General features: G+C 40.9%; 21 protein-coding genes. 10 read left to right on the top strand and 11 right to left on the bottom strand.

Going from position 1 to position 23,752, the window contains the following annotated elements:
- Positions 1 to 126: 126 nt before the first annotated feature.
- Positions 127 to 366, bottom strand: coding sequence for a cell division protein ZapB (zapB, locus tag PSF42_RS13205; protein WP_004265299.1), 240 nt, complete (start codon positions 364 to 366; stop codon positions 127 to 129).
- Between the two features lie 305 nt (positions 367 to 671).
- Here zapB and PSF42_RS13200 point away from each other — a divergent pair, with 305 nt between their 5' ends.
- The 3 genes from PSF42_RS13200 to PSF42_RS13190 all read left to right on the top strand — a co-directional run bounded on the left by PSF42_RS13200 (position 672) and on the right by PSF42_RS13190 (position 7,058).
- Positions 672 to 1,532: an MIP/aquaporin family protein gene (locus tag PSF42_RS13200; RefSeq protein ID WP_125893490.1), complete on the top strand. Its 861-nt coding sequence runs from the start codon at positions 672 to 674 to the stop codon at positions 1,530 to 1,532.
- A 3-nt stretch (positions 1,533 to 1,535) separates the two neighbouring features.
- Positions 1,536 to 3,062: a glycerol kinase GlpK gene (gene glpK, locus PSF42_RS13195; protein WP_140172857.1), complete on the top strand. Its 1,527-nt coding sequence runs from the start codon at positions 1,536 to 1,538 to the stop codon at positions 3,060 to 3,062.
- 222 nt (positions 3,063 to 3,284) lie between these two features.
- Positions 3,285 to 7,058, top strand: a complete 3,774-nt coding sequence (locus PSF42_RS13190; RefSeq protein ID WP_272680172.1) for a hypothetical protein — start codon at positions 3,285 to 3,287, stop codon at positions 7,056 to 7,058.
- Between the two features lie 43 nt (positions 7,059 to 7,101).
- On the opposite strand, the gene emrD is transcribed toward PSF42_RS13190, so the two are convergent.
- Both emrD and PSF42_RS13180 read right to left on the bottom strand, forming a co-directional pair.
- A complete protein-coding gene (emrD, locus tag PSF42_RS13185) occupies positions 7,102 to 8,286 on the bottom strand; it encodes a multidrug efflux MFS transporter EmrD (protein ID WP_272680171.1) in 1,185 nt (394 codons plus the stop codon).
- A gap of 159 nt (positions 8,287 to 8,445) precedes the next feature.
- The gene (locus PSF42_RS13180; protein WP_272680170.1) at positions 8,446 to 8,580 is read right to left on the bottom strand and encodes a hypothetical protein; all 135 of its coding nucleotides are present in this window, start codon (positions 8,578 to 8,580) and stop codon (positions 8,446 to 8,448) included.
- A 183-nt stretch (positions 8,581 to 8,763) separates the two neighbouring features.
- On the opposite strand from PSF42_RS13180, the gene fpr reads away from it, so the two are divergent.
- The gene (fpr, locus tag PSF42_RS13175) at positions 8,764 to 9,510 is read left to right on the top strand and encodes a ferredoxin--NADP(+) reductase (protein ID WP_125893498.1); all 747 of its coding nucleotides are present in this window, start codon (positions 8,764 to 8,766) and stop codon (positions 9,508 to 9,510) included.
- A gap of 58 nt (positions 9,511 to 9,568) precedes the next feature.
- On the opposite strand, the gene PSF42_RS13170 is transcribed toward fpr, so the two are convergent.
- Complete coding sequence (locus tag PSF42_RS13170; protein ID WP_272680169.1) at positions 9,569 to 9,988, bottom strand: DUF805 domain-containing protein; 420 nt, start codon at positions 9,986 to 9,988, stop codon at positions 9,569 to 9,571.
- Between the two features lie 35 nt (positions 9,989 to 10,023).
- Here PSF42_RS13170 and PSF42_RS13165 point away from each other — a divergent pair, with 35 nt between their 5' ends.
- From PSF42_RS13165 to PSF42_RS13155, 3 genes are all read left to right on the top strand, one after another.
- On the top strand, positions 10,024 to 10,653 hold the full coding sequence (locus PSF42_RS13165) for a DUF1454 family protein (RefSeq protein WP_185746934.1): 630 nt from the start codon (positions 10,024 to 10,026) through the stop codon (positions 10,651 to 10,653).
- A 178-nt stretch (positions 10,654 to 10,831) separates the two neighbouring features.
- Complete coding sequence (gene tpiA, locus PSF42_RS13160; RefSeq protein ID WP_125893502.1) at positions 10,832 to 11,602, top strand: triose-phosphate isomerase; 771 nt, start codon at positions 10,832 to 10,834, stop codon at positions 11,600 to 11,602.
- Between the two features lie 440 nt (positions 11,603 to 12,042).
- Entirely contained in the window at positions 12,043 to 12,987 is a 945-nt protein-coding gene (locus PSF42_RS13155) for an OmpG family monomeric porin (RefSeq protein ID WP_125893504.1), read from the top strand.
- A 174-nt stretch (positions 12,988 to 13,161) separates the two neighbouring features.
- On the opposite strand, the gene PSF42_RS13150 is transcribed toward PSF42_RS13155, so the two are convergent.
- The 7 genes from PSF42_RS13150 to PSF42_RS13120 form a co-directional block, all read right to left on the bottom strand.
- Entirely contained in the window at positions 13,162 to 14,175 is a 1,014-nt protein-coding gene (locus tag PSF42_RS13150; protein ID WP_248467239.1) for a sulfate ABC transporter substrate-binding protein, read from the bottom strand.
- 347 nt (positions 14,176 to 14,522) lie between these two features.
- Positions 14,523 to 15,500: a 6-phosphofructokinase gene (gene pfkA, locus PSF42_RS13145; protein WP_125893508.1), complete on the bottom strand. Its 978-nt coding sequence runs from the start codon at positions 15,498 to 15,500 to the stop codon at positions 14,523 to 14,525.
- An 833-nt stretch (positions 15,501 to 16,333) separates the two neighbouring features.
- Positions 16,334 to 17,086, bottom strand: coding sequence for a M48 family metallopeptidase (locus PSF42_RS13140; protein WP_125893510.1), 753 nt, complete (start codon positions 17,084 to 17,086; stop codon positions 16,334 to 16,336).
- 212 nt (positions 17,087 to 17,298) lie between these two features.
- Positions 17,299 to 17,880 (bottom strand): HutD/Ves family protein, encoded by a 582-nt coding sequence (locus tag PSF42_RS13135; protein ID WP_248467240.1) that lies wholly within the window; start codon positions 17,878 to 17,880, stop codon positions 17,299 to 17,301.
- 82 nt (positions 17,881 to 17,962) lie between these two features.
- Positions 17,963 to 18,247 carry an addiction module antidote protein gene (locus PSF42_RS13130; protein WP_004265229.1) on the bottom strand — a complete coding sequence of 95 codons (285 nt, stop codon included), beginning with the start codon at positions 18,245 to 18,247 and terminating at the stop codon, positions 17,963 to 17,965.
- A complete protein-coding gene (locus PSF42_RS13125; protein WP_125893514.1) occupies positions 18,244 to 18,546 on the bottom strand; it encodes a type II toxin-antitoxin system RelE/ParE family toxin in 303 nt (100 codons plus the stop codon). The genes PSF42_RS13130 and PSF42_RS13125 overlap by 4 nt, the downstream gene beginning before the upstream one ends.
- Before the next feature lie 243 nt (positions 18,547 to 18,789).
- Entirely contained in the window at positions 18,790 to 19,359 is a 570-nt protein-coding gene (locus PSF42_RS13120) for a Spy/CpxP family protein refolding chaperone (RefSeq protein ID WP_213913730.1), read from the bottom strand.
- Positions 19,360 to 19,509: 150 nt separating this feature from the next.
- Here PSF42_RS13120 and cpxR point away from each other — a divergent pair, with 150 nt between their 5' ends.
- The 3 genes from cpxR (at position 19,510) to PSF42_RS13105 (ending at position 23,490) form a co-directional block, all read left to right on the top strand.
- Positions 19,510 to 20,208: an envelope stress response regulator transcription factor CpxR gene (gene cpxR / locus PSF42_RS13115; protein WP_004265224.1), complete on the top strand. Its 699-nt coding sequence runs from the start codon at positions 19,510 to 19,512 to the stop codon at positions 20,206 to 20,208.
- Positions 20,205 to 21,575: an envelope stress sensor histidine kinase CpxA gene (gene cpxA, locus PSF42_RS13110; protein WP_125893565.1), complete on the top strand. Its 1,371-nt coding sequence runs from the start codon at positions 20,205 to 20,207 to the stop codon at positions 21,573 to 21,575. Before cpxR ends, cpxA begins: the two co-directional genes overlap by 4 nt.
- 478 nt (positions 21,576 to 22,053) lie before the next feature.
- Positions 22,054 to 23,490 carry a capsule assembly Wzi family protein gene (locus PSF42_RS13105; RefSeq protein ID WP_272680168.1) on the top strand — a complete coding sequence of 479 codons (1,437 nt, stop codon included), beginning with the start codon at positions 22,054 to 22,056 and terminating at the stop codon, positions 23,488 to 23,490.
- Positions 23,491 to 23,752: the final 262 nt, after the last annotated feature.

Raw genomic sequence — 23,752 nt, 5'->3', positions numbered from 1 at the left:
TTTCTCTAAATAATTCGTGTTGTAGGTAGGCGGCAAAGTCGATAAGACCCTAGGAGCATACATAAGTATGTGACTAGGGCGAAGAGACGAAGCCAACACCCCTACAACGCGAAGTATGACGAGAAATTACACTTCTTCCATCTTACCGAGCAAAGTCCGCAGACGCTCTTGCCAAGCTTGCTGCTCTTGTTTTAATTGTTCATTTTCACGCACTAATGAATCCGTACCTGATTTTGCGGTTTCAAGTTCTTGGCTTAACGCACCATTTTTATCTTTTAGTTCATCGATTTCCATTTGTAACAGTGTGATTGTATCAATCGCTTGTTGTACTTTGGATTCGAGTTTCTCAAATACTTCAAATGACATAATTCTGGTCTCCCTTATCAGCTTTTACACGATTGTAAGTAGCATGATCCTCTGTGTCCAGTTCCTTCCTTCTGAATCGTAATAACCTTCATTAAAAAACACTGGTCAGATCACACCGCAAAGGTCGAATCCGTCACTATTTTTGATTGTTTTATTTCGTTTTGGTGATGTAACACACACTTTTCAATTTCGATATTTCTCGTTTATGTTCTTTAACGATAAATTTACAGTTAATGATTTTCGATTAGAAAATCTTAACTTAAAAAAACATTACAATATTTTTCATTTTCGTAGGATAGAAACGTATGAGCCAAATGACGACTACATCACTCACCGGTCAGTGCATCTCAGAGTTTTTAGGGACTGCGCTACTGGTCTTTTTTGGTCTAGGTTGTGTTGCTGCCGTTAGAATCGCGGGTGCACAACTAGGCTTATGGGAAATTAGTATTATCTGGGGCTTCGGCGTTGCTTTAGCCGTTTACCTCACCGCTGGCACCTCGGGTGCCCACCTAAACCCAGCCGTCACTCTCGCATTATGGCTGTTTGCGTGTTTTGATAGACGCAAAGTCGTGCCTTATATCATTGCCCAGATGCTAGGTGGCTTCTTTGCAGCCGCATTAGTCTACTCAATGTACTCCCCAGTATTTTTCGATTACGAGCAAGTCCACCATATTATTAGGGGCTCGCAAGAAAGCTTATTTACTGCAGGTGTTTTCTCAACCTACCCTGCCCCACAAATTAGCGTTCCCCATGCATTTTTTATTGAAGTCATTATTGCAGCCATTCTTGTTTGCTTAATACTTGCGTTAACTGATGATGGCAACGGTGTCCCTCGTGGCCCACTCGCGCCACTGTTAATCGGTATTTTGATTGCCGTCATCGGTGGGTCATTTGGCGCGCTCACAGGGTTCGCGCTCAACCCTGCTCGTGACTTTGGCCCAAAAGTTGTGGCTTATCTCGCAGGTTGGGGGGATATTGCCCTGACTGGTGGCCGCGATATTCCGTATTTCCTTGTCCCATTGACAGCACCTATTGTTGGTGGTCTGCTAGGCGCATTCGCCTATCGCAAACTGATTGGTCGCCACTTACCTTGCATGGTATGTGAAGAAGAGACCAAAACAGAAAAATTATCCGTTAAAAACACCAAATCCTCGGAACAGGCTTAAATTATGACAACTGAAACCACTATTGCGAAAAAGTATATTGTTGCACTCGACCAAGGCACAACCAGCTCACGCGCTGTTGTACTCGACCATGATGCAAATATTGTCAGTATTTCACAACGTGAATTCACCCAAGTTTATCCTAAACCAGGTTGGGTGGAACACGACCCAATGGAAATTTGGGCATCGCAAAGCTCAACACTTGTAGAAGTACTCGCTAAAGCGGATATTCGTACCGATGAAGTCGCTGGCATTGGGATCACTAACCAACGTGAAACCACCATCGTATGGGAAAAAGCCACAGGTAAGCCTGTTTATAATGCGATTGTATGGCAATGTCGTCGTACTGCTGATTTTTGTACGCATCTAAAACAAAATGACCGCGATTTAGAAGAGTATATTCGCCAAAATACGGGGCTGGTTGTTGACCCCTATTTCTCCGGTACCAAAGTAAAATGGATTTTAGATAATGTTGAAGGCGCACGTGAACGTGCTGAGAAAGGCGAATTACTGTTTGGGACGGTGGATACTTGGCTCGTTTGGAAAATGACACAAGGGCGTGTTCATGTCACCGACTACACCAATGCCTCTCGAACTATGTTATTCAATATCCGTAACCTTGAGTGGGATGACAAAATTCTCAAAGCGCTCAATATTCCACGTGCAATGCTCCCTGAAGTACGCCCCTCTTCCGAAGTCTACGGGCAAACCAATATTGGGGGGAAAGGTGGGACTCGTATCCCAATTTCAGGGATGGCGGGAGACCAACAAGCCGCGCTATACGGCCAACTGTGTGTAAAACCGGGTATGGCTAAAAATACCTATGGAACAGGTTGCTTCTTACTACTAAATACAGGGGAAACCGCTGTACGCTCAAACCACGGGTTGTTAACGACCATCGCTTGTGGGCCGAGAGGCGAAGTCAATTATGCCCTTGAAGGTGCTGTATTCGTGGGCGGAGCATCTATTCAATGGCTGCGTGATGAACTGAAATTGATTGATGAATCGACAGACTCAGAGTACTTTGCCACTAAAGTGAAAGACAGTAATGGCGTGTATGTTGTTCCCGCCTTTACAGGCTTAGGCGCACCCTATTGGGACCCGTATGCGCGTGGCGCTATTTTTGGCCTAACGCGTGGTGCAAACCGCAACCACATCATTCGTGCAACCTTAGAGTCCATCGCTTATCAAACCCGTGATGTACTTGATGCAATGCAAGCCGACTCAGGTGAACGCTTAAAAGCACTGCGAGTTGATGGGGGCGCTGTCGCCAATAACTTTTTAATGCAATTCCAGTCAGATATTTTAGGTACCCCTGTTGAGCGTCCTGAAGTGCGAGAAAGCACCGCGTTGGGCGCCGCTTACCTTGCAGGTTTAGCCGTTGGTTTCTGGAGTAATCTTGATGAGTTACAGAGCAAGGCGACCATTGAGCGTGTATTCAAACCAGGTATTGAAACGACGGAACGTAATTTCAAATACGAGGGATGGAAAAAAGCCGTAGCACGCGCCCAAGAGTGGGAAGACCGAGGCTAGTCTATTTTTAACCGCCTTTATTTTTAATCCCCCAAGGTCATATAATTTATATGGCCTTTTTTATTTTATCCCTACAAGTATGACTTTCTTCTAATAACTAATTAGTTAATCAATGAAAATGCAGTTATTAAAATAATAATAAATTAGACCGTTTTTTTGAGTTTATTTAGAATAACATTCCAATGAAATTCGAAATTAACCCTCAAAAAATGGATTTTGGTAATGGATAACCTTAAAATATTTGCTGATGAAATACAGCAAGGTAACTTACAACTAGGATGGTATAAAAAAGGGAGAGTGGCAATTATTCAGCAAGATACCACCTTGATAAATGCATTAAAGGATAACCCTGAACAATCAGCTGACGGCGAAAAAGCATTTAAGTTATTCAGTTGGTTAAGTGATAAGCCCCGTTTAGCGGGTGAAAATAAAAAAACCTATATATTAAGTGCGCTCGGCACTAAAGATTTCTCCGGCTTTAGTTTCCATACGAAGCAAAATTTGTTTGTTGAAAGTTTTAATTCACCCCACGAATGGATTGATGGAGAAACCAGAGCACAGGCTCAGCTCGCTGATTTATTACTACCAAGTGGGCAATGGCATCGCCATTATAGCATCGTCGTCTTACCCGAAAATGCCAATGACAAACAAGTCGAGCTCATTCGCCATTGGTTAGAACTCACAGGCGGGAGTTTATTGATAGTCAAAGATAAACACAAAAAACCATCAGCTTCTACTCAACAACTCATTGATGAACTTCGCCCAGTAGAACGCATTGAACTAACCAATAACACCTTAGACAATCATAACTTCCAGCAAGCCATCACCCTACCACCCCATTCAATAAACTCATTGAAGCTAACCGATGAGTTACGGAATAACAGCCAATACTTCTCAATATCTATAGAAAATACCAAATATAACAAGACGTTGTCTTTACATAACATCCCTATTACAGAAACGTCGTCTTGGCAACAGATTGCCCGTTCCATCGAGACTGATGTTAATAAAATGATGGCAGTAAATCAGCTTCCTGCAGTTAAAATCCGCTATGAAAAGAATACCTTAAAACTTGTCGGTGAAAATATCATTTTTCGCCAATTCCAATTGAAACAAACAAAACAGGCAATTTCTCGATATAATACGCAAGAAAGTATTTCTCAAGTTCTACCCATTTTAGTCGCCGAAAACCCAGATGAGCTTCCTGATCAGTTAGTTGTGGGTGCCATAACAGGAAAACTGCCAAACAATTCTTATATTAAGGGTTACAAAATTCTTGAGCAGCCTAAATTTGGCCGACTAACACTAAATAACGCCACCAATGAGTGGCAATATATTGCCGATAACGCAAAATTTGAAACCCACCCAGATCAATTTGATTTTATCGCCATGCTACCTAATGGGCAGCAATCACAGCCACTTTCCATTCAGTTACAAACTGAAAATGCACCGCAACTCCGCATTCCAGGAAAGCGTACCTTTTCTGTTCCAGACCCCATTTACCATGAACCTCAACGACGTTACAACCCCACACCAAGCGATATGAAAGTTCATAATATTCAACTTGCACAGACTCACTTGCAGAATATGGCGGATAAACATATGAGCTTAACAGCTAATCGCTGGGCACTATTGAATGTGGAGATCACCAGCGAAACGGTAGCAAACTCCCCCGATATTGAAGCTATTGTCAGTAACAAAGAAAGAAAAATAATAGGTCGAGTGAGACTCACTGGCCCAGATCATTTGCCAAAAACATTAACCGCGTTTCCCCAACAGATGAATGTCTCAGCGCAAAATTGGCATCAGCAACGCTTTACAGCACCGATAAAAGGTGAGTGGATACAACCGGATATCAACATCGTAATCACGGTTAATGGCAAACCCATTGTCACCGAAGAAACCAACCAATATGGTTTGTTCTCCCCAAATGTTACCCTTGATAACCACTTAATTGTTCATGTTGATAGCCACAGTTTATACCAACAAGGGCATGGTATTTATTCATACTCCCCGCTCAGCTGGGGCAAAGAAGCGGCAACAATCTTACCAATCGGGCAACTCACACTGTATAGCGCACCTGCCACAGTGAGTCGCCCTAGCTTAACGCCATATTTTAGCTCTTCCAATAGTAAAGCTATCCCTCTTATTCATCCTCATTATGATAACCCTGAAGAAATTGGTTACCACCCCAGCGCACAAATTTATTGGGCTTACAATAATAGTAAGAAATACCAAACGACTAACAATGCTAATTCTGACTATCAATATACCGCAGTTGAAATTTTGCCTTCGAGTGTTGGCACTGCGCTATTAGGACTAGCATCACCTAACCACGGTGGCGGAGTTCATGAACCTAACGTGATGTTTCATGAAGTTTTTGGTCACGGCCTTGGCTTGCCTCATACCGATATGAAAGATCGCAATAATCAACCAACATACCCTTACAGTTATTATAGTCACGGTAAAAACCCAGCCTATAACCAATCTAGGCAATATTATGTCACTTATCACGATCTCCACAGTCACTTACAACAAGCCATGCCAACCATGCTTTCCAGCTTTGTTCCCTTTCGAAGTGGTGCTTATGATGCCTTTTTGCCTCACGCGGATGCCTATAACCAAAAAATTCACCAATTTTTAAGTGGAAGAGTACGCTGGCAAAATAATAAAACAAAGGGGGAAGATACCGAAGATGGCGGGTTTGCTGGTGACGGTTTTTATCAGCGCTGGGATCAAACCAACAAACAATGGGTTACACTAACCCAACAGAATTACGCTGAGTATTATAAACTAACGCAAATTGAACAATTTCCTCATCAGCGCGATGTCCCGATTTATTGGATACAGCACCAATTTACTAAAATGGCGGATAATTCCCTTCATCCTTATAGCACTATCACCGTTGATCGCACCATAGGAAACCTCCCCGCTGACTACCATAATCTAAAAACGGGCGGTGGCCGCCCATATGATATTTATGGTGACTATGCATTAACTGTCACTTATGCAACTCCAAATGGGTTATTAACCGAGGTATTACAAATTCCACACGCAGTGAGCTTCAATATTGCAGATAAAGGCGAATTGGTTCAGTTCACTGTACATGAATTAAACGACAAAAAAGAGATGGGTTCGTTGCTCTCTCACTATAGCAACCCAGATTCATTAGCGAATCGTCTATTTGCAGAGCATGATGGCCAAACAGTACCTAACCTATTGTTACTCGATAATTATTGGCAGGGTGCCCCTATTTACTGGGCAGCAACAGAAGAAGGCTTAATTGATTTTTCGACAGGTAAAGTCAACACCGACAAAATCACCTCAAGCAGTGCGCTCTACGCGAAATGGGTTGAAAATGGCCGCCTACATCAACAATATTTTTCATTATCTGACCCGTTTGGTCAAAAACAGCAAGTTGATACTTCTTTGAATTTTATTGCGCTCAATCACCTTGATACTCACGCATTACAAAACTCACCGATACCGAATCTGCTTTGCTACACCGCTGATCAGCGTTTAATCGCAGACGTAAATTTCGAACAAACCGTTGATATTACTCACTTAAACTTACCAGATGGCCAGTACTCTTTTTGGGTCACGCTAAGGACAAGTGATGCACAGAAACACGTTCAAGAAAATGAGCCAGTTGAAGAGTGGTATTTTTCCGTACAGCAAAATCAGTTAACCATAAAAGGCACAATAGACAGTACCCCTGAACTACAACTGGATGGAATACTCATTCATATCGACCAACACTTGCAGGACAATGCGGCTCCAACATTAGTTTGGCTCCAACAAAACAACCAAAACCCTGTAGGACAATTAGCAGAGAATACAGAATTTCTCGATCACAACCGACCGGTAATATTTAATTCAGGAGTCATTTTGCCAGAGTTAATATCATCAATCCCCGAAGAGGAACCGGTTTCCTTGTATTCATCGGTGCTATCAATTCCGCAACTGAAACCAGCGGATATACTACTCAGCGCGTAATCTAAAGGTCAGTCTGTCTTTTTACAGCCTGACCTTCTTCCCATTAGACAGTCCGTTCTGAATGCGCCATTCGTTTAGCGAGTGGTAACCAGCACAGTAAAATGAGTACCGACATTAAAAACATCAACAACCCAAGGCTAAACTGTCCGTTCTGTGGTAACAACGCAGAAACCCATGTTGCAACGCCTGAGCCGACATTTTGCAAGCCACCAACGAGTGCGCCCGCGGCGCCTGCCAAATAAGGGAAAGGCTCCATTGCCCCTGTCGTTGCTAAAGGAAATAACATGCCTGCACCAAAGAAAAACACCGCTGCGGGTACTAATAATGTCCAGGTATTCATAACGCCAAACCAACCTGGCACCCACATCATAAAACCAGCCAATAAACAAACAAGCACTGAATGCCACATCAAATTATAAAACGTTTTTCCCTCTCGTCCCGCATACCAAGCACCAAAAAAAGCGGCAGGAATAGGCAAGATAAATAAAATACTCACGGTGATGCTATTTAGCCCCAATACACCGCCCATCAATACACCACTACTGGCCTCAAAGACCGCTATCCCAGCTAACGCTCCCACTAACATAGCAAGGTAAGAGAGAAATGAGCCACTCGATAATAATTCCCGATATGATGCGATCATTTTATGTTTTTCAGGTGAAACAGGGCGTGTTTCTGGTAACCAACGATACATACTTAATAATACAGAAGCACCTAAGACAAAAAGGAAAATATAACAAGCATGCCACCCCCAGAAATGGGCCAATATTCCGCCAAACATTGGAGCCAATAATGGGCTTACTAATATACCCATATTTAATAAGCTATTTGCATAACGCAACGCGGTACCTTTATATAGGTCACGAGGCATGGTTCTTGCCATCACACCTGCTACACCGGTTCCTAGCCCTTGCAACCCACTAGCCATAGTAAGTACATTTAGCGTTGACGCCAAAATTGCTATAGTCGTTGAAAATAAGAAAATAGTTAAACCCGTTAAAATAACAGGTCGGCGACCTATTCGGTCAGATAGCGGCCCATAAACTAACTGCGAAAAACCATAAGAAAATAAATAAGCCGCCATCACTTGTTGAACAGCACCAGAGGGCTCATTAAAATAAGCGGCAATTTCAGCAATGACAGGGACATAGATCGTTTGTGTCATTTGGCCGACCGCAGCCAATGCAATTAACATTAACAGCAAATTAAAATGTTCCAGCTTTCTCATTTTTCTCTCAAATACATCCAATAATTCAAATACACCCTATTTCAGACACAAAATAACGCTGCATTATTTCATTGTAATAATGCAAAATTATTTAGAGGCTTAATTATCAATATAAAAATACAGCTTTACGCGTTTATGCCATTTTAAATAGACTTTGTGTCATTTTAAATAAATAGCAAATAATGCGCTTTGCTTAAGTGTGACTAAGATAACAAAAGCCACCAACTTTTCGTAGTAGTGCGACATTTTATATTTTTCACCAATGGCAGTAATATTCGCCAGCATTGTCAACATAACTGTACATTGAACTTTAAAACAGACCAATATTAAGAATAAAACACTGGAACACATTATCGATAAGCATAAATAATGAACTGTTTTAGTATTAAATCCTAGTGCACTAGACTTTGGCTCATTTATATCAAAAATGAGTTATTTTTAAGATAGTCGATTTTCAAATATGAAGAGGTGGGATTTATGGCAAATTGGGTAACAGGAACAGTGATTGATACCAAATTTTGGACTGATTCATTATTCAGCCTTGTCATCAAGGCCCCGATTAAACCTTTTATCGCAGGGCAATATGCCAAACTTGGGCTAGAGATCGAGGGAGTACGTGTTCAGCGAGCATACTCTTATGTCAACGCCCCCAGTGATGACCGACTTGAATTTTATTTTGTCATCGTCCCCGGAGGTAAACTTAGCCCAAAACTCGCGCAATTAAAACCGAATGATACATTGCAGATCACGGATGAAGCCACGGGTTTCTTCGTGCTAGACGAAATACCCGAATGTAAAAATTTATGGATGTTATCTACAGGTACCGCAATTGGGCCTTTTTTGTCCATCTTACAGGAGGGTAAAGACCTTGAGCGCTTCGAAAAAATTGTTTTACTTCACGCTGTTCGTTATGAGAAAGATTTAAGTTATTTACCCTTAATGAAAAAGTTGGAACAACAATACCAGGGGAAACTGAAGATTGTCACCGTAGTAAGTCGGGAACAATGTGCGGGTTCATTATATGGCCGGGTTCCAGCTTTAATTGAGGGTCATGAACTCGAAAATACTGTTGGCCTAACGCTTTCGCCTGACACCTGTCACGTCATGTTGTGTGGCAACCCTGAAATGGTCAGAGACACTCGTGATACACTGAAAAATAGCCATGGGATGGTTAAACATTTACGCCGCAAGCCCGGCCACATCTCTAGTGAACAATATTGGTAATGTCATACACTACCCTGAGGCATCTTCAGGGTAGCATTTATGCTATATGGTATTAACGCTATAAATAATCTACCGTTTCTGTTTCTTCACCATAGTGATTAACACCATCCATTCCCACAAAAGCCCCGCAATCGAGTACCATTATCATAGTAATTAATAATGGTAAGAAACGCCCGATCCCCCATTGCCATACAGGTTCAAACTGGCTGACATCAATTGAAAAAAGCGCAAATGCCAATAAAATTAATGCAAACCATCCCCCCGATTTTCCACGATCGTGCAAACGCTTCACAAAGATAGCCGCCAAAGGGTAAAGTAGTAAAATAAATAACGAGATAGTAAGTGTTTCAGAGAATAGCAGTGTATTTTGTAACAGGGCAACTATGGTCATTAAAATAAAAATGACCGCAATACCTACCCAAAATGGCCGGCGACCGATACGGCCTTTAAAGGAAAAAGCCCATTGTTGTAATGTCATTACCTATAATCCTGATACAATGTGGAAAACTAAAAATGAGTGGCTCAAAAATGACCCAAACTTTATTTCGCTCTGTATACGCCATCATAACCATTTTTGTGCTTAGTGCGCCACAACTGGCTTTCGCTCAGAAAGTCCCCACTTTGCCAGATACCGATTTCAAAGTCGCTTATTTAGCCCCTGACGCTCCCTCTTTTGCACTGACTATTCCTGAGCTGCGCAATCAATTCAATCATGCCTATAAAGATTTATATCTCCATGAATATAAAGTCATTACAAGTCAGGATATCTCCGCGCCCTATATTCGCGCAGCTTCTCGTATTAACCAACAGATATACTCCTCAGCAGTGCTAGAACGTGGTAGTGAAAAAATTAAAAGTTTACAGATCACATTGCTACCGTCTGATAACCCACAAGAAAACCAAAAAAACCGGCAATTAATGGAAAGTTATACCATGGCAATGGTCCGTATATTTTCCCCTGACGTTTCGCTGGATAAAGCCCCTGAGCTTACGGAAGCCTTAAATAAATTTATTGCCAATAATAGTACAACTCACGCGGAAGAAACTCGATTAGGTGCGTTGAGATATATTTTAGTAAAAAGTGACAATAATGTGCTTACTTTTGCTGTTGAACCGATTAAGCTAGAACAACAAACACCCTAAACTGACTGTGATCACGCTCTAAGAACAAGCATGATAAAAAGCAAAGCTATTATTATCCATTGTTCTTATAATGCAGAAGGTGAATGGCGACAACATTGTCACGTTGCGCGTATAATATCAACGTGTGATGAATAACTTATTGATTAATCATTCAAACTCTCTGGTTGGAGGAAACAACATGCGACATCCATTGGTAATGGGTAACTGGAAACTAAATGGCAGCACACAGATGGTCAATGACCTCATCGCTGGCTTGCGTAATGAACTCAGCAGCGTTGATGGCTGTGGTGTGGCTATTGCACCACCAGCACTTTATTTGACCCAAGCTAAACATGCATTAGCAGGCAGCCGTATTGCATTAGGTGCACAAAACGTTGACGTTAACCTATCAGGTGCATTTACAGGTGAAACCTCTGCTGAAATGTTAAAAGATGTTGGCGCCAAATACATCATTATCGGCCACTCAGAGCGTCGTACCTATCACAACGAAAGTGATGAATTTGTCGCTAAGAAATTTGCGGTATTAAAAGAACAAGGTTTGATCCCAGTACTGTGTATTGGTGAAACTGAAGCTGAAAATGAAGCTGGTAAAACCGAAGAAGTCTGTGCTCGTCAAATTGATGCCGTATTAAATTCTTTAGGTGCAGAAGCTTTCGAAGGTGCCGTTATCGCCTATGAGCCAATCTGGGCTATCGGTACAGGTAAATCAGCAACACCTGCACAAGCACAAGCAATCCATAAATTTATTCGTACTCATATTGCGAAAAAAGATGCAGCTATTGCTGAACAAGTGATCATCCAATATGGTGGCTCTGTTAATGCTAGCAATGCAGCTGAGCTATTCACTCAACCAGATATCGATGGTGCTTTAGTGGGTGGAGCTTCTCTGAAAGCTGACGCTTTTGCTGTGATTGTTAAAGCGGCTGCTGAAGCAAAAAAAGCAAAATAAGGTTACTTTAATACCTTGAGATTAACCGCCAATATTGGCGGTTTTTTTGTTTTTATTACCTTTATTATTTATGAAAATTTTATATCAATAACCTTATTCCCATCAAAAATTAACAGAAAACAATTACCACCAAACAATATAATTAGAATCTAATTTTTAAAAAAACAAATAAAAATTAATTAAGTTCAAAATAAATTAATAAACGAATGATTAAGAATACAGAAAAAAACTATTAATAAAAATATTCACCCATTTGAAATAAAATAAAAACACCATATATAACAATGCATTAATCTTATTTTTAACTTCATCTTATCTATACCATTCATCCTCTATTAAATAATAACGGTAGACAACCTATAAAAGTTAATTCACATTTAATCTCGCTAATCGCTCAGCTAGATAATTAACATTAATAACTTTTACCTTGAAGGATAAATATGAAATATATAGTTGGTTTAATCTATAGCATCATAATTATATTCCCTACAATTTGTTTTTCTGAATTAAACGATGACTCTTGGCGAGTGAATACTAATATTTATTTGGAAATAGAAGAATACCAAGGTCAACGTGATTCATTTAAAAATAGAGTCTACGATAAAATCAGCACGGTTGGGCAATTAAAGCTATACAACCCTAAATCTGACTGGCGCTTTACCCTAGATCATCGTGAATCCTTAAGGAATCATGGCCGCAATTTCTCAACTTCACGAGATTCTTACATTCGTAACCGCACGCAAATTGATGCTATCAAGCAAATTATCAACACCCCAAAATCAGACTTAGAGCTTGGTTTTCGTTACAGAAAAGAGTCAAACGATGTGGAGCCTAACAGCAAAGCACGTTCTTCGAATCGTTTATATGGTTTAACCCCAGCCGGTGAATACCGCTTCAACGATAATTGGTCTTTTAACTTTTGGCTCTCTTATTTTTATTACAGTAATTATTTCAATGACAGCAGCCATGAAGCAGAAACTGAATATGGCGTGACTTATAAATATTCAGATGCATTAAAAGCAAAACTCACTGTTTATATTGATAATCAATGGGATAAACATTTCAGCACCCGCTTTTTACAATCACAAGTTCGCGCTTACTTACCCATTACCATTAAACCCAACTGGAAAATTACACCGTATGTACGCTATTTCTTACAAGAAAATACCTATGACAAAAATAATTATTTAACTCAGGAAATTAAAAATGGCTTCCGCATTGGCTCCCGCGTGGAATACAAAGCTACGCCATCTCTCACTTTATGGAGTGAACTCGCCTATGAGCCTTCAACATGGAAATCGCCTAAAAAGAATGGGATCACGTCAGGGTATGATAATAAGCAAACCCTATATCTCGGTAAAATCGGCGTAAAATATCAGTGGTAATTTTTAGTTTGCAACTAACTTAGTTCACAGGGAAATACCTGAAAATACAATACTCAAAATAGTTCGTGCTGTAGCTAGGCGGCAAGAGCAGCTAATCCCTAGGAGCATACACCAGTATGTGACTAGGGTTAGCGAGCGTCGCCAACAACGCTACAGTACGAAATATGAAGAGTATTAGCGTCGAATGATTTCGTCGAACACCCCCCCATTCGCAAAATGCGTTGCCTGCGCTGATTGCCAACCACCGAAACTATCGTCTACCGTCAACAATTTAAGCTTAGGAAATTGTTGTTGGTATTTATTGGCGACCTCTTGGTTTCGTGGACGATAATAGTTTCTCGCTGCAATTTCCTGACCCTCTACAGAATAAAGGTGCTCTAAGTAAGCTTCGGCAACAGCCCTGCGGTCGCGTTTATCGACAGTTTTATCAACAACAGCGACAGTTGGCTCAGCAAGAATCGAAATACTTGGCGTTACTATTTCAAACTGCCCGCTTTCCCCTAACTCATTGATAGCTAACAACGCTTCATTTTCCCAAGCAATTAATACATCACCTATGCCGCGTTCAACAAAACTATTGGTCGCACCACGAGCCCCTGAATCGAGTACTTCCACATTTTGATAAAGTTGTTTAACAAATTGCTTTGCTTTTTCAGGGTCTTGCTGGTTTTTATCTAACGCATATCCCCATGCCGCTAAATAATTCCAACGTGCTCCGCCTGAGGTCTTAGGATTCGGTGTCACCACAGAGATGTCTTTGCGGACTAAGTCATCCCAGTCTTTAATATTTTTCGGGTTATCTTTACGAACGAGAAAAACGATAGTCGATGTATAAGGCGCTGAGTTGTCAGGAAGTTTTTCTATCCAGTTGTTATCTATACGGCCACTTTGTGCAATGGCATCAACATCATAGGCTAAAGCTAACGTCACAACATCGGCTTCTAACCCATTCACGACTGATATAGCTTGCTTACCAGACCCCCCATGAGACTGACGAACAGTGACTGTATCCCCCGTTTTCTTTTTCCAATAATCACTAAATTCCTGATTATATTGCTGATAAAACTCACGAGTCGGGTCATAAGACACATTCAGTAATTGAATGTTTTTCGCCCATGTTCCTGTCGCTAATAGCAATAATAATGCTGTGGTGAATTGTGATTTTGTTACCTGCCATGAACGCACCATCGGACTTTCCTCATTAAATTTATGATAAGGAGAGGCTGACAGATAGCACCAGTTACGGGAAATAATTAAAAAGAAAAACTTATGCTTATGGGGAATATATGAACAGGTAAGGGTGAGATTTAAGTTGTGACTAGGCGACAGACGAGGATAGCTCGGGGATCATATATAAGTATGTCACTAGGGTTAGTGAGCTTAGCCAACCCCCTGCAGCTTGAAATATGACAAATATCCATCTCAAGTTGTAGGTAGGCGGCAAGCAAAGCTAATCCCTAGGGGCATACATAAGTATGTGACTAGGGTTAGTGTGCGTAGCCAACCCTCCTACAGCTTGAAATATGACGAAGATTTTAGTACAGCTTCTTCGCCGTATCAAACCAATCCTTCTTAAAGACACGCTTCATATTCATAACCGCATCAATAATATCATGATGAACTAACTTCTCGTTTTGAATACCAACGCAGCGCCCACCGTAACCTTCCAGTAGAAGTTGGATGGAATAAGCCCCCATGCGTGATGCCAAAATGCGGTCATAAGCAACCGGAGAACCACCGCGTTGGATGTGACCCAGAACTGTTGCACGTGTTTCGTGATGGGTTTCCTGCTCAATATATTTCGCTAATTCACCAACGTCACAAACGTGCTCGGTAATAGCGACAATCGCATGACGTTTACCTTTTTCAATACCACGTTTGATTTCAGATAACAGTTCTTCACGGTCAAAAGCCATTTCTTGTTCAGGTAACACTAAGAACTCACAACCCCCAGCGATCGCAGCAGATAGCGTTAAATCGCCGCAATAACGGCCCATCACTTCAACAATAGAAATACGTTTATGAGAAGTCGAGGTATCACGGAGGCGGTCAATTGCCTCAACAACGGTTTCGAGCGCGGTGAAATAGCCGATAGTGTAGTCCGTACCAGCAACGTCATTATCAATCGTTCCCGGTAAACCAATACATGGGAACCCAGCTTCCGTCAGCGATTTAGCCCCCAAATAAGAACCATCACCGCCGATAACCACTAATGCATCAATATGATTTTTCTTCAGATTATCGAATGCAACTGCACGCACTTTTTCATCACGGAATTGCGGAAAACGAGCTGAGCCTAAGAAGGTACCACCACGGTTAATCATATCCGACACACTATACCGGTCTAATTGCTTCATGCGGTTTTCATATAGGCCAAGGTACCCATCAAAAATACCCATGACTTCTAAACCTTCACCTAGCGCTGCACGAACCACGCCACGGATTGCTGCATTCATGCCTGGCGCGTCACCACCACTCGTTAAAACCCCAATTCTTTTAATCTGCTTGACCATGATGACCTCTGATTAATGAATATAAAATTGCAAATCGATAAAACCGTTACGCAGCTAATCTTCTAAACGCTAATTATGCTGATTTACTAATGCTGAATTGATTCACCTAACAGCATAATACGGCAAAGAGTGAATTATGCATCTGCTTTCCATCAAGCTTTTATGTTTTATTGTGATCCAGTTTACATAATTCTAGCCGATCACCCCAATAGGTAAATCTTTCAATACAAAAAAAACCCTAGAGTACCAACTAAAGCGGATCACCCTAGTTAAATCTTAGTTTGGAATAAAAATTAAGTACTGATGATAACACTTAAATTCCTTCGATGCTGTACCTATAAAACAAAAGGAAATCCCCATTTGGTGCTCTTTTGATTAACGAACAAAAAAACTGATTAACAAAGTAACGCCGAAATAGTGTCTCAATCCAATAATCCTTAGCCACAACAGGGTGAACAAAATGGCGCAATAAATACGCGAGTTCATTGACGGTTGGTACCCCAGCGCATGCAAACACCCGTTAATAAATAGCAAGTTACCGATAACAGCATGCCCATTCCCTTCGTTAAAAGAGAAATTTTATGCACTTTTTCTATCTTTTTTATTGCTAACGTTTTATCAGTCGAAAAGTTGCAAAATTACAAAAAAAATCGAATGTCATTTAATTAAACAAGATAGAGAGTCGCTTACAGGGGCACAACGGGGTAAGTTCTGATTTGTAATATAAGAAAAGTAATATTGAGATAAACAGCAGGAAATAAGTAATTGGTGTAGCAATATATCATCACATTACTACACCAGAACGACATCTAACTAACATCAATAATTAAATATTATTTTTTGTCAGCGGCAATACGATCACGGATGTTTTGTGCGCGCTCGCTTGATGGTGGGTGAGAATCAAACATACTTGTTTCACTGCTACCCATTTTCGCTAATTTTTCAAAACCAGTAACTAAACCTTCAGTTTTAACACCGCGTTTTTTCAGTAAATCATAAGAGAAGTTATCTGCTTCGCTTTCTTGGTGTTGAGAGAACTGTGAGTTGATCAGTTTTTCACCCAGAGCAGCAACTTGTGATGCACTCAGTTGCTCGACAACGCCACCCGCCGATGATGCAGCGGTACGTGCAGCAACCGTTGCATAAGCAACTTGCATTGCTTTACGTGTATGGCCTAATGCAACGTGGCCCATTTCATGACCTAATACACCTTCAACTTCATTATCATTCATCACATCCATCAAACCGCTGTATACACGTACACAACCATTTGCCATCGCCCATGCGTTTACATCGCTAGTCATATAAACTTTATAGTTTACTGGGGTGCCATCAACTTCGTTACCCAGTGCTTTTGCGATTTTATCTAAACGTTTGGCATATTTGCTGGACGCTGGTGCGATTTTGTTTTGCGCATCCATTTCTTTACATGATTCATCACTGAATTTCTTAACGTCTGCATCACTGAGTGTAGCTGCTTGGAATAATTGCATACCTGAGTTAGTCAACATCCCTTGATCTAAATTTTTACAACCCGTTAAAATGACAGCAGAAACAGCAACTGCCACAAGCGCTTTCATCTTCATAGAACATTTTCCTTTAGTATATAGGTCTTATTTTTAATGACGTTAAAGACTATGAATTCTGCGGAAAATAACAATAGGAATAAAGCCATAATTATCCTATATATGAATTTGATAATGTTTTTATTAAAATTGCAAAATAGACAGAATATTATTCCAATAAAAAGCACAATACCAATGACGTATAAATATTCCTTAAAAACAGGGAAACTTAACTACTTAATAAATAACTCAATAATGCAAAAATCATTTTCTGTATTTTGTTCCACAATAAATTGTAAAGCTTCACTATTTTCTTTGATAATTAGAGTCTCAAAGGGCTGTAAATAAAAGGAATCGGCATTAATTGTTACACCCAAATTAGGCGTAATATTAAAAATTAGTATCTCACTTGCGCCACTCACCCAAGAATTAATGAACGCGGTATTCACCCATTGTAGGCGAGCTTGATATTTTTCTGGGTTATAGATGACATTAAAATCCCGAATTGCACCTTGAACGAGTTCCGCATAAACGTCGCTTTCCCCATTAAAAGCAAAAAATTCTTTTTGTTTTAAGGTCACCGCTGGTTTCTTATCTACATGCAAAATAAGTCCCTCGCCTTCCAATACGCCAATAATACGTTGTCGATTTTGGAAAAACGAAAATGCTCCCGCGGTTTTAACATCGGCAATCGACACTCGCCAATCAAAATCATCTAAACCTTCACCATGACTGCGTGCCAATTCAAGTGTCGACCCTTGGCCATTTTTCCAAGGCATATTGCGATAATCTTGCGTCGTTAATATCTGAGTCATAAAGAGAGCCCTACTTTGGTGGATACATTGTTTTTATAATGAGCTTAGCTAATGACTAACCTAATCATAGATAAGCTATTTTTTAGATACTCTTAAACTGTAGCTTTAATCCGAGAGAATTAACGATTTTTATAATCGTCATAAATGTTGGATTTCCCTGTCCTGATAGCGCCTTATATAAACCTTCACGACTCATTCCAACTTCTTTAGCTAATTGGCTCATATTTCTTGCCTTTGCAATATCACCAAGTGCAGCGAGAACTAGACTAGGGTCACCTTCCTCTAAAATTTCGTTTAGATACATCTGTATTTCTTCTTCACTGTTTAAATACTCAGCGATATCAAATTCTTTTAATTTAGTATTCATAGTTCCCCCTCAACTTCACCAAAAAGGAGTTTAGCTTTATGGATATCCTTCTGTTGCGTTGCCTTTGTCCCACCACAAAGTAAAATTACAATAACATTGTTTTTCTGCTTTAGGTAAACACGATACCCTTGTCCTTCATGTACCCTCAGTTCCGAAAAGCCATCACCAATGGGTTGAACATCACCATAATTTCCATTTTTTAACCGCCTAATTCTCACTAGAATTTTAGTTTTAGCTCGAATATCTCTAAGGTTTTTGATCCAACTATCAAAACATTCCGTTGTTAGAACCGTGATCATAAGACTGCTCCTTGTCTTTATGTTTTTATCTTAGCAGCCTTCGTTTAGTTGTCAACTATAGTTAACAACCATGAATAAAGGACTAGTTTAGAAACAAAAAAAAGCCCCAAAAAGGGGCTATAAAAGACAGGGATGGTGTCTATGGCAAGGAAAAACTTCACTTACTGCTACTTCACTACTTACTATGAAACTCAAAATATGAAACTAACTAACTTGCATTACGGCAGGTACTAATAACTAAATTTACTGAAACTGCATCGCTTGAAATTCCGCCATTTTGTGTTGGTGAATGCGTTCAAGTTCAGTTTTCTGTTCTGGCGTTAACAACTGGTACAATTCATGGTGAATTCGAGCCATTTCAACACGTTGTTCCAATTCTTTTTGCATTCGATTTTCAAGTTCTTCACGAACCGCTTTGTCATCAAAGCTATCCGCTATAATTAATTTGTGCAGCGCTTCACGTTCTTTAACTAAAGCAGTGTTATCAACACGATAATGGCGCTGTGTTGCCATTAAATCACGTAATTGCTGGCGCTGTTTTTCATTTAACGTGATACCATTAAACATAAAGGTACTGGCACGTTCTTCACTGCTAAATAACTCATGATGTTGGAAGGGCACAACCGCATTACCTGACGGCGTAGTTGGCTCAGACTGCATCTGTAACATCAAAGGTGTTGAACTTTCATTTGCAGCACTTTGTGGTTCTTCTGCAAAAGCAACCGCTGGCCCGAACACAAACGTAGAAGCTAAAACTAACATTGCGGTTTTATGTACTGTATTATGTACTTTGCTATGTGTTGTTCTCAGCATTTGACACCTTGTCTCCGAACTGTGCTCGTGATTCAATGTGAACAAATATACACCTGTGGCTGCAAACTAGCGTCAGAGCATGTAAAAGAACGTAAAGTCATGGAATCGTACAGATTGTTATCGTATTTTGGCAGTTGGAGGACTTAAAAAATGCATAAAATCCTATTAGTTGATGACGACCGTGAACTCACGTCGCTATTAAAAGAACTGCTGGAAATGGAAGGTTTCAATGTTGTCATCGCCTATGATGGTGAACAGGCATTACAGCAAATTGACTCATCCATTGACCTGTTACTACTTGATGTCATGATGCCGAAAAAAAATGGTATTGAGACATTAAAAGAACTGCGCCAAATCCATCAGACCCCTGTTATCATGTTAACGGCTCGCGGTAGTGAGTTAGATAAAGTTCTGGGCCTAGAATTAGGTGCGGACGACTATCTCCCTAAACCGTTCAATGACCGTGAGCTGGTAGCCCGTATTCGTGCTTTATTGCGTCGTTCTAACTGGAGCGAGCAAACTCAAGGCGACAATAGCAATACCCCTGTTTTACAAGTTGATAAACTGCAACTTAACCCAGGTCGCCAAGAAGCCAGCTTTGATGATGAAATTTTGGACTTAACAGGTACCGAATTTACGTTGTTATATCTGCTCGCACAGCACCTAGGCCAAGTGGTTTCTCGTGAACACCTTAGCCAAGAAGTACTTGGGAAGCGTTTAACACCGTTTGACCGTGCTATTGATATGCATATTTCAAACTTACGCCGCAAACTGCCAGAGCGCACTGATGGCCAACCATGGTTTAAAACCCTACGTGGCCGCGGATACTTAATGGTTTCTGCCACATGATCAACAGCTTAACCGCAAGGATCTTTGCGATCTTCTGGTTTACCCTCGCGCTAGTATTAATGCTAGTGCTGATGGTGCCCAAGCTCGACTCTCGGCAAATCACCGTCCTTATGGAGAGTGAACAACGCCAAGGGGAGATGCTTGAACAACATATTGAAGCCGAACTCGCACAAGCTCCGCTCAATGACCTTCTTTGGTGGCGGCGTATTTCTAACGCCATCAAAAAATGGGCACCTCCCGGCCAACGGTTGATTATCGTCACCAGTGAAGGCCGTGTGATTGGTGCGATGCCAAGTGAAATGCAGGTGATACGTAACTTTATTGGGCAATCCGATAACGCCGATCACCCGAAAAAGAAAAAATATGGACGAGCCGAAATCCTCGGGCCATTCTCCATTCGCGATGGGGAAGACCACTACCAGCTATATTTAGTTCGCCCAGCAAGCAGCCCACAATCTGACTTTATTAACTTATTGTTTGATAGGCCTTTCTTATTACTGATCGCAACAATGCTGATCAGCGCTCCATTATTATTATGGTTATCTTGGAGCCTTGCCCGCCCTGCTCGTAAGTTAAAAATGGCAGCAGACGATGTCGCGAAAGGAAACTTACGGCCACACCCAGAGCTAGAAGCTGGCCCACAAGAGTTCTTATCTGCGGGGAATAGCTTTAACCAGATGATCAGTGCCCTTGATGGTATGGTTAGCGCTCAGCAACGCTTAATCTCTGATATTTCTCATGAATTACGGACTCCATTGACACGTTTGCAACTGGCAACAGCCTTATTGCGCCGTCGCCATGGAGAAAGTAAAGAGCTCGAACGCATCGAAACCGAGACCCATCGTCTAGATAGCATGATTAACGATTTGCTGGTGCTGTCTCGCAGCCAGCACAAAAACGAGATCTTGCGTGAAAATATCAAAGCCGATGAACTTTGGGGCGATATCTTAGATGACGCTAGCTTTGAAGCCGAACAAATGAACAAAACGCTCGAGGTCACTTCTCACCCTGGACCTTGGCCGTTATATTGCAACCCTTCCGCTGTCGGTAGTGCATTTGAAAATATTGTGCGTAACGCATTACGTTATTCACATACCCACATTGCCGTTGATTTCAAAGAAGAAAATAACGGCATTTTAATCACTGTCGATGATGATGGCCCGGGTGTTAGCCCTGCTGACCGCGAGCACATTTTCCGCCCATTCTACCGAACCGATGAAGCTAGAGACCGAGAAACCGGTGGAACTGGTTTAGGCCTTGCAATTGTTGAAACCGCAATAACGCAACATAAAGGTTGGGTAAAAGCGGATGATAGCCCATTAGGTGGTTTAAGGTTACAAATCTGGTTACCTGAGCATGGACGTTAACCACACCGAAATCTAGCCAGCCAAAGGCCTTCTTTTAAAAGAGAAGGCCTTTAATATTTATCCACAAAATAAATCTAACGCCTAGAATGTTCTGATACTCCCCCTAAAAGCCATAATCCCTAAACAAAACACCAATATATAACTCCATTTATGGCTTTTTTTCGTTCAAAATAAAAATAACCAATAAGATAAAAAAGAATTATTAATACATAACACCAAAAACATATATATTACTTTATATCTTAATATGTTACTAAGTCCTATACCTTGCATATTTATCTGATATTCTGTTTTACCTAGTTAAAGTGTGATGATTTCTAGTTTCATAGAAGGCACAGAAGCCCAACCTAATAGCTATTTTGATATTTATAATAATAGGCTGCTAATAATCATATTTTAATTCTATTTATAGGTTTTTATTTATAGGTTTATTTACCTGTTCAATATTAGGCGAACTCAACTTCAAATGGATTTATCAATGAAAAATTTCAAGCTCACTAAGCTAGCCATGCTCGCTGTCCTCGGTGCGATAAGTGCACAAAGCATTGCAGGGGGATTAGTTTTACCAGATAACAACTTACGCAGTGACCTTGCTTGGCTTTCTGAGCGCAACGTTATCCAAATTAGCTTATCCACTTGGCCGCTGTCCCAAGAAGAGATCACCCGCTCCTTAAATAATGCAAATATTACGAGTAGCGAACAAGAAGCCATTATTCAGCGCATCAAAAAGAACCTCGACCGCAAGAAAAACAGCGTTCAACTCGAAACTCACTTTGCATCGAGCCATAACTCCATGCCACAAGGCTTTGCTCAAAGTAAGTATAGTGACATTCGCTATACCGTTTCAGGCAATTACAGCACTGACGATATAGACTTAAACCTGACGGCTAATGGCGAACGGGCTTTACGCGTTGAAAATGGCTCTGACTACAACCTCAACGGCTCATACGGTGGTGTAAAAATTTGGAACCAATGGGTAACTTTTGGTGAGATCCCACAATGGTGGGGTCCTGGCCACGATGGTAGCTTAATTCGTACCGACGCCGCCCGTCCTATGACCGGTTTTCTCATTCAACGTGCTGACCAAAGCCCTTTTGAAACCCCATGGCTTTCTTGGATTGGTTCATGGCAATATCAGTTAACGGCTGCACAATTCAAACAGTATGACCCCAAAAATACCAAGCTGATTGGCCTACGCATGACTATGAACCCAACTGATTTCTTCGAACTCGGTGGTTCACGCGTGGTCATGTGGGGAGGCGATGGCCGCCCGAACAACTGGGATTCTTTCTGGGATGCGATGGGTGGAAAGGATAACACCGGAGATAAGAATAAAGACCCAGGTAACCAGTTGGCTGGCTTAGACTTCAAACTAAAACTTTATCCATTAATTGACATACCCGTCAGTTTCTACGGCCAAATGGTGGGTGAAGATGAAGCTAACCTCTTCCCATCGAAAAACGCCTTTATGGGCGGTATCGAAGGTTACCATACCCTATGGGGCCAGCCACTCAATTGGTATATTGAAGGCGCGAACACCCATACTGAGTGGGACAAAGACGGCGTAATGTATCGCCACTTTATCTATACTGAGGGTTATTACCAACAAGGTGCATCACTAGGCCACGCGATGGGCGGCGACGGACGCATGCTCACCACTAAAGTGGAATACACTCTCGATGATGATAACCGTGTCAGCACCCGCCTCATGTATGCGAAGGTGAATAAATCTAACTTTGATGGCAACAAGTTATTCCCTAAATCAGAAACCATCAAAGGCGTTGATTTCGGTTGGTGGCATAACTTTGACAATGACGTCAGCACTGACGCGAAGGTTTGGGTATCTAAAACTGATTACGAAACACGCAATGATTTAGGCGCTGCCGTTACGGTAAACGTGCCGTTTAAGTGGTAATTGGCACACATTAAGTATATTTAATCAAAATGGGTTATGTCCTTAGCATAATCCATTTTTTTATCCCCTCTGCATTATTATTTTAGTTAAAAATATATTATTTATATAATTCCAATCAATACTCAAATTAATTAATATAATCAATCGAATGTTTTATTAATATATCTTTACGCTAAATCAGGGTAAAAATAGATACATAGGCATCTTACTTTCATAAAATCCATACTAAAGATAATGATATACAAGGGATAACTTAACTAAA

The organism is Providencia sp. PROV032 (genome assembly GCF_028484875.1).
Lineage (GTDB): Bacteria > Pseudomonadota > Gammaproteobacteria > Enterobacterales > Enterobacteriaceae > Providencia > Providencia rettgeri_E.
The sequence above is the reverse complement of the archived record's forward strand: the minus strand, read 5'-3'. Positions and strand labels throughout refer to the sequence as shown.

Coding starts and splice junctions, on each gene's coding strand:
- PSF42_RS13125 (WP_125893514.1), bottom strand. CDS start 18,546: ATGATCACGGTTCTAACAACGGAATGTTTTGATAGTTGGATCAAAAAC.
- PSF42_RS13170 (WP_272680169.1), bottom strand. CDS start 9,988: ATGACATTACAACAATGGGCTTTTTCCTTTAAAGGCCGTATCGGTCGC.
- PSF42_RS13155 (WP_125893504.1), top strand. CDS start 12,043: ATGAAATATATAGTTGGTTTAATCTATAGCATCATAATTATATTCCCT.
- tpiA (WP_125893502.1), top strand. CDS start 10,832: ATGCGACATCCATTGGTAATGGGTAACTGGAAACTAAATGGCAGCACA.
- PSF42_RS13130 (WP_004265229.1), bottom strand. CDS start 18,247: ATGAATACTAAATTAAAAGAATTTGATATCGCTGAGTATTTAAACAGT.
- fpr (WP_125893498.1), top strand. CDS start 8,764: ATGGCAAATTGGGTAACAGGAACAGTGATTGATACCAAATTTTGGACT.
- PSF42_RS13105 (WP_272680168.1), top strand. CDS start 22,054: ATGAAAAATTTCAAGCTCACTAAGCTAGCCATGCTCGCTGTCCTCGGT.
- PSF42_RS13135 (WP_248467240.1), bottom strand. CDS start 17,880: ATGACTCAGATATTAACGACGCAAGATTATCGCAATATGCCTTGGAAA.
- cpxA (WP_125893565.1), top strand. CDS start 20,205: ATGATCAACAGCTTAACCGCAAGGATCTTTGCGATCTTCTGGTTTACC.
- glpK (WP_140172857.1), top strand. CDS start 1,536: ATGACAACTGAAACCACTATTGCGAAAAAGTATATTGTTGCACTCGAC.
- PSF42_RS13165 (WP_185746934.1), top strand. CDS start 10,024: ATGAGTGGCTCAAAAATGACCCAAACTTTATTTCGCTCTGTATACGCC.
- PSF42_RS13200 (WP_125893490.1), top strand. CDS start 672: ATGAGCCAAATGACGACTACATCACTCACCGGTCAGTGCATCTCAGAG.
- PSF42_RS13140 (WP_125893510.1), bottom strand. CDS start 17,086: ATGAAGATGAAAGCGCTTGTGGCAGTTGCTGTTTCTGCTGTCATTTTA.
- PSF42_RS13190 (WP_272680172.1), top strand. CDS start 3,285: ATGGATAACCTTAAAATATTTGCTGATGAAATACAGCAAGGTAACTTA.
- PSF42_RS13150 (WP_248467239.1), bottom strand. CDS start 14,175: ATGGTGCGTTCATGGCAGGTAACAAAATCACAATTCACCACAGCATTA.
- emrD (WP_272680171.1), bottom strand. CDS start 8,286: ATGAGAAAGCTGGAACATTTTAATTTGCTGTTAATGTTAATTGCATTG.
- zapB (WP_004265299.1), bottom strand. CDS start 366: ATGTCATTTGAAGTATTTGAGAAACTCGAATCCAAAGTACAACAAGCG.
- PSF42_RS13120 (WP_213913730.1), bottom strand. CDS start 19,359: ATGCTGAGAACAACACATAGCAAAGTACATAATACAGTACATAAAACC.
- pfkA (WP_125893508.1), bottom strand. CDS start 15,500: ATGGTCAAGCAGATTAAAAGAATTGGGGTTTTAACGAGTGGTGGTGAC.
- cpxR (WP_004265224.1), top strand. CDS start 19,510: ATGCATAAAATCCTATTAGTTGATGACGACCGTGAACTCACGTCGCTA.
- PSF42_RS13180 (WP_272680170.1), bottom strand. CDS start 8,580: ATGTTGACAATGCTGGCGAATATTACTGCCATTGGTGAAAAATATAAA.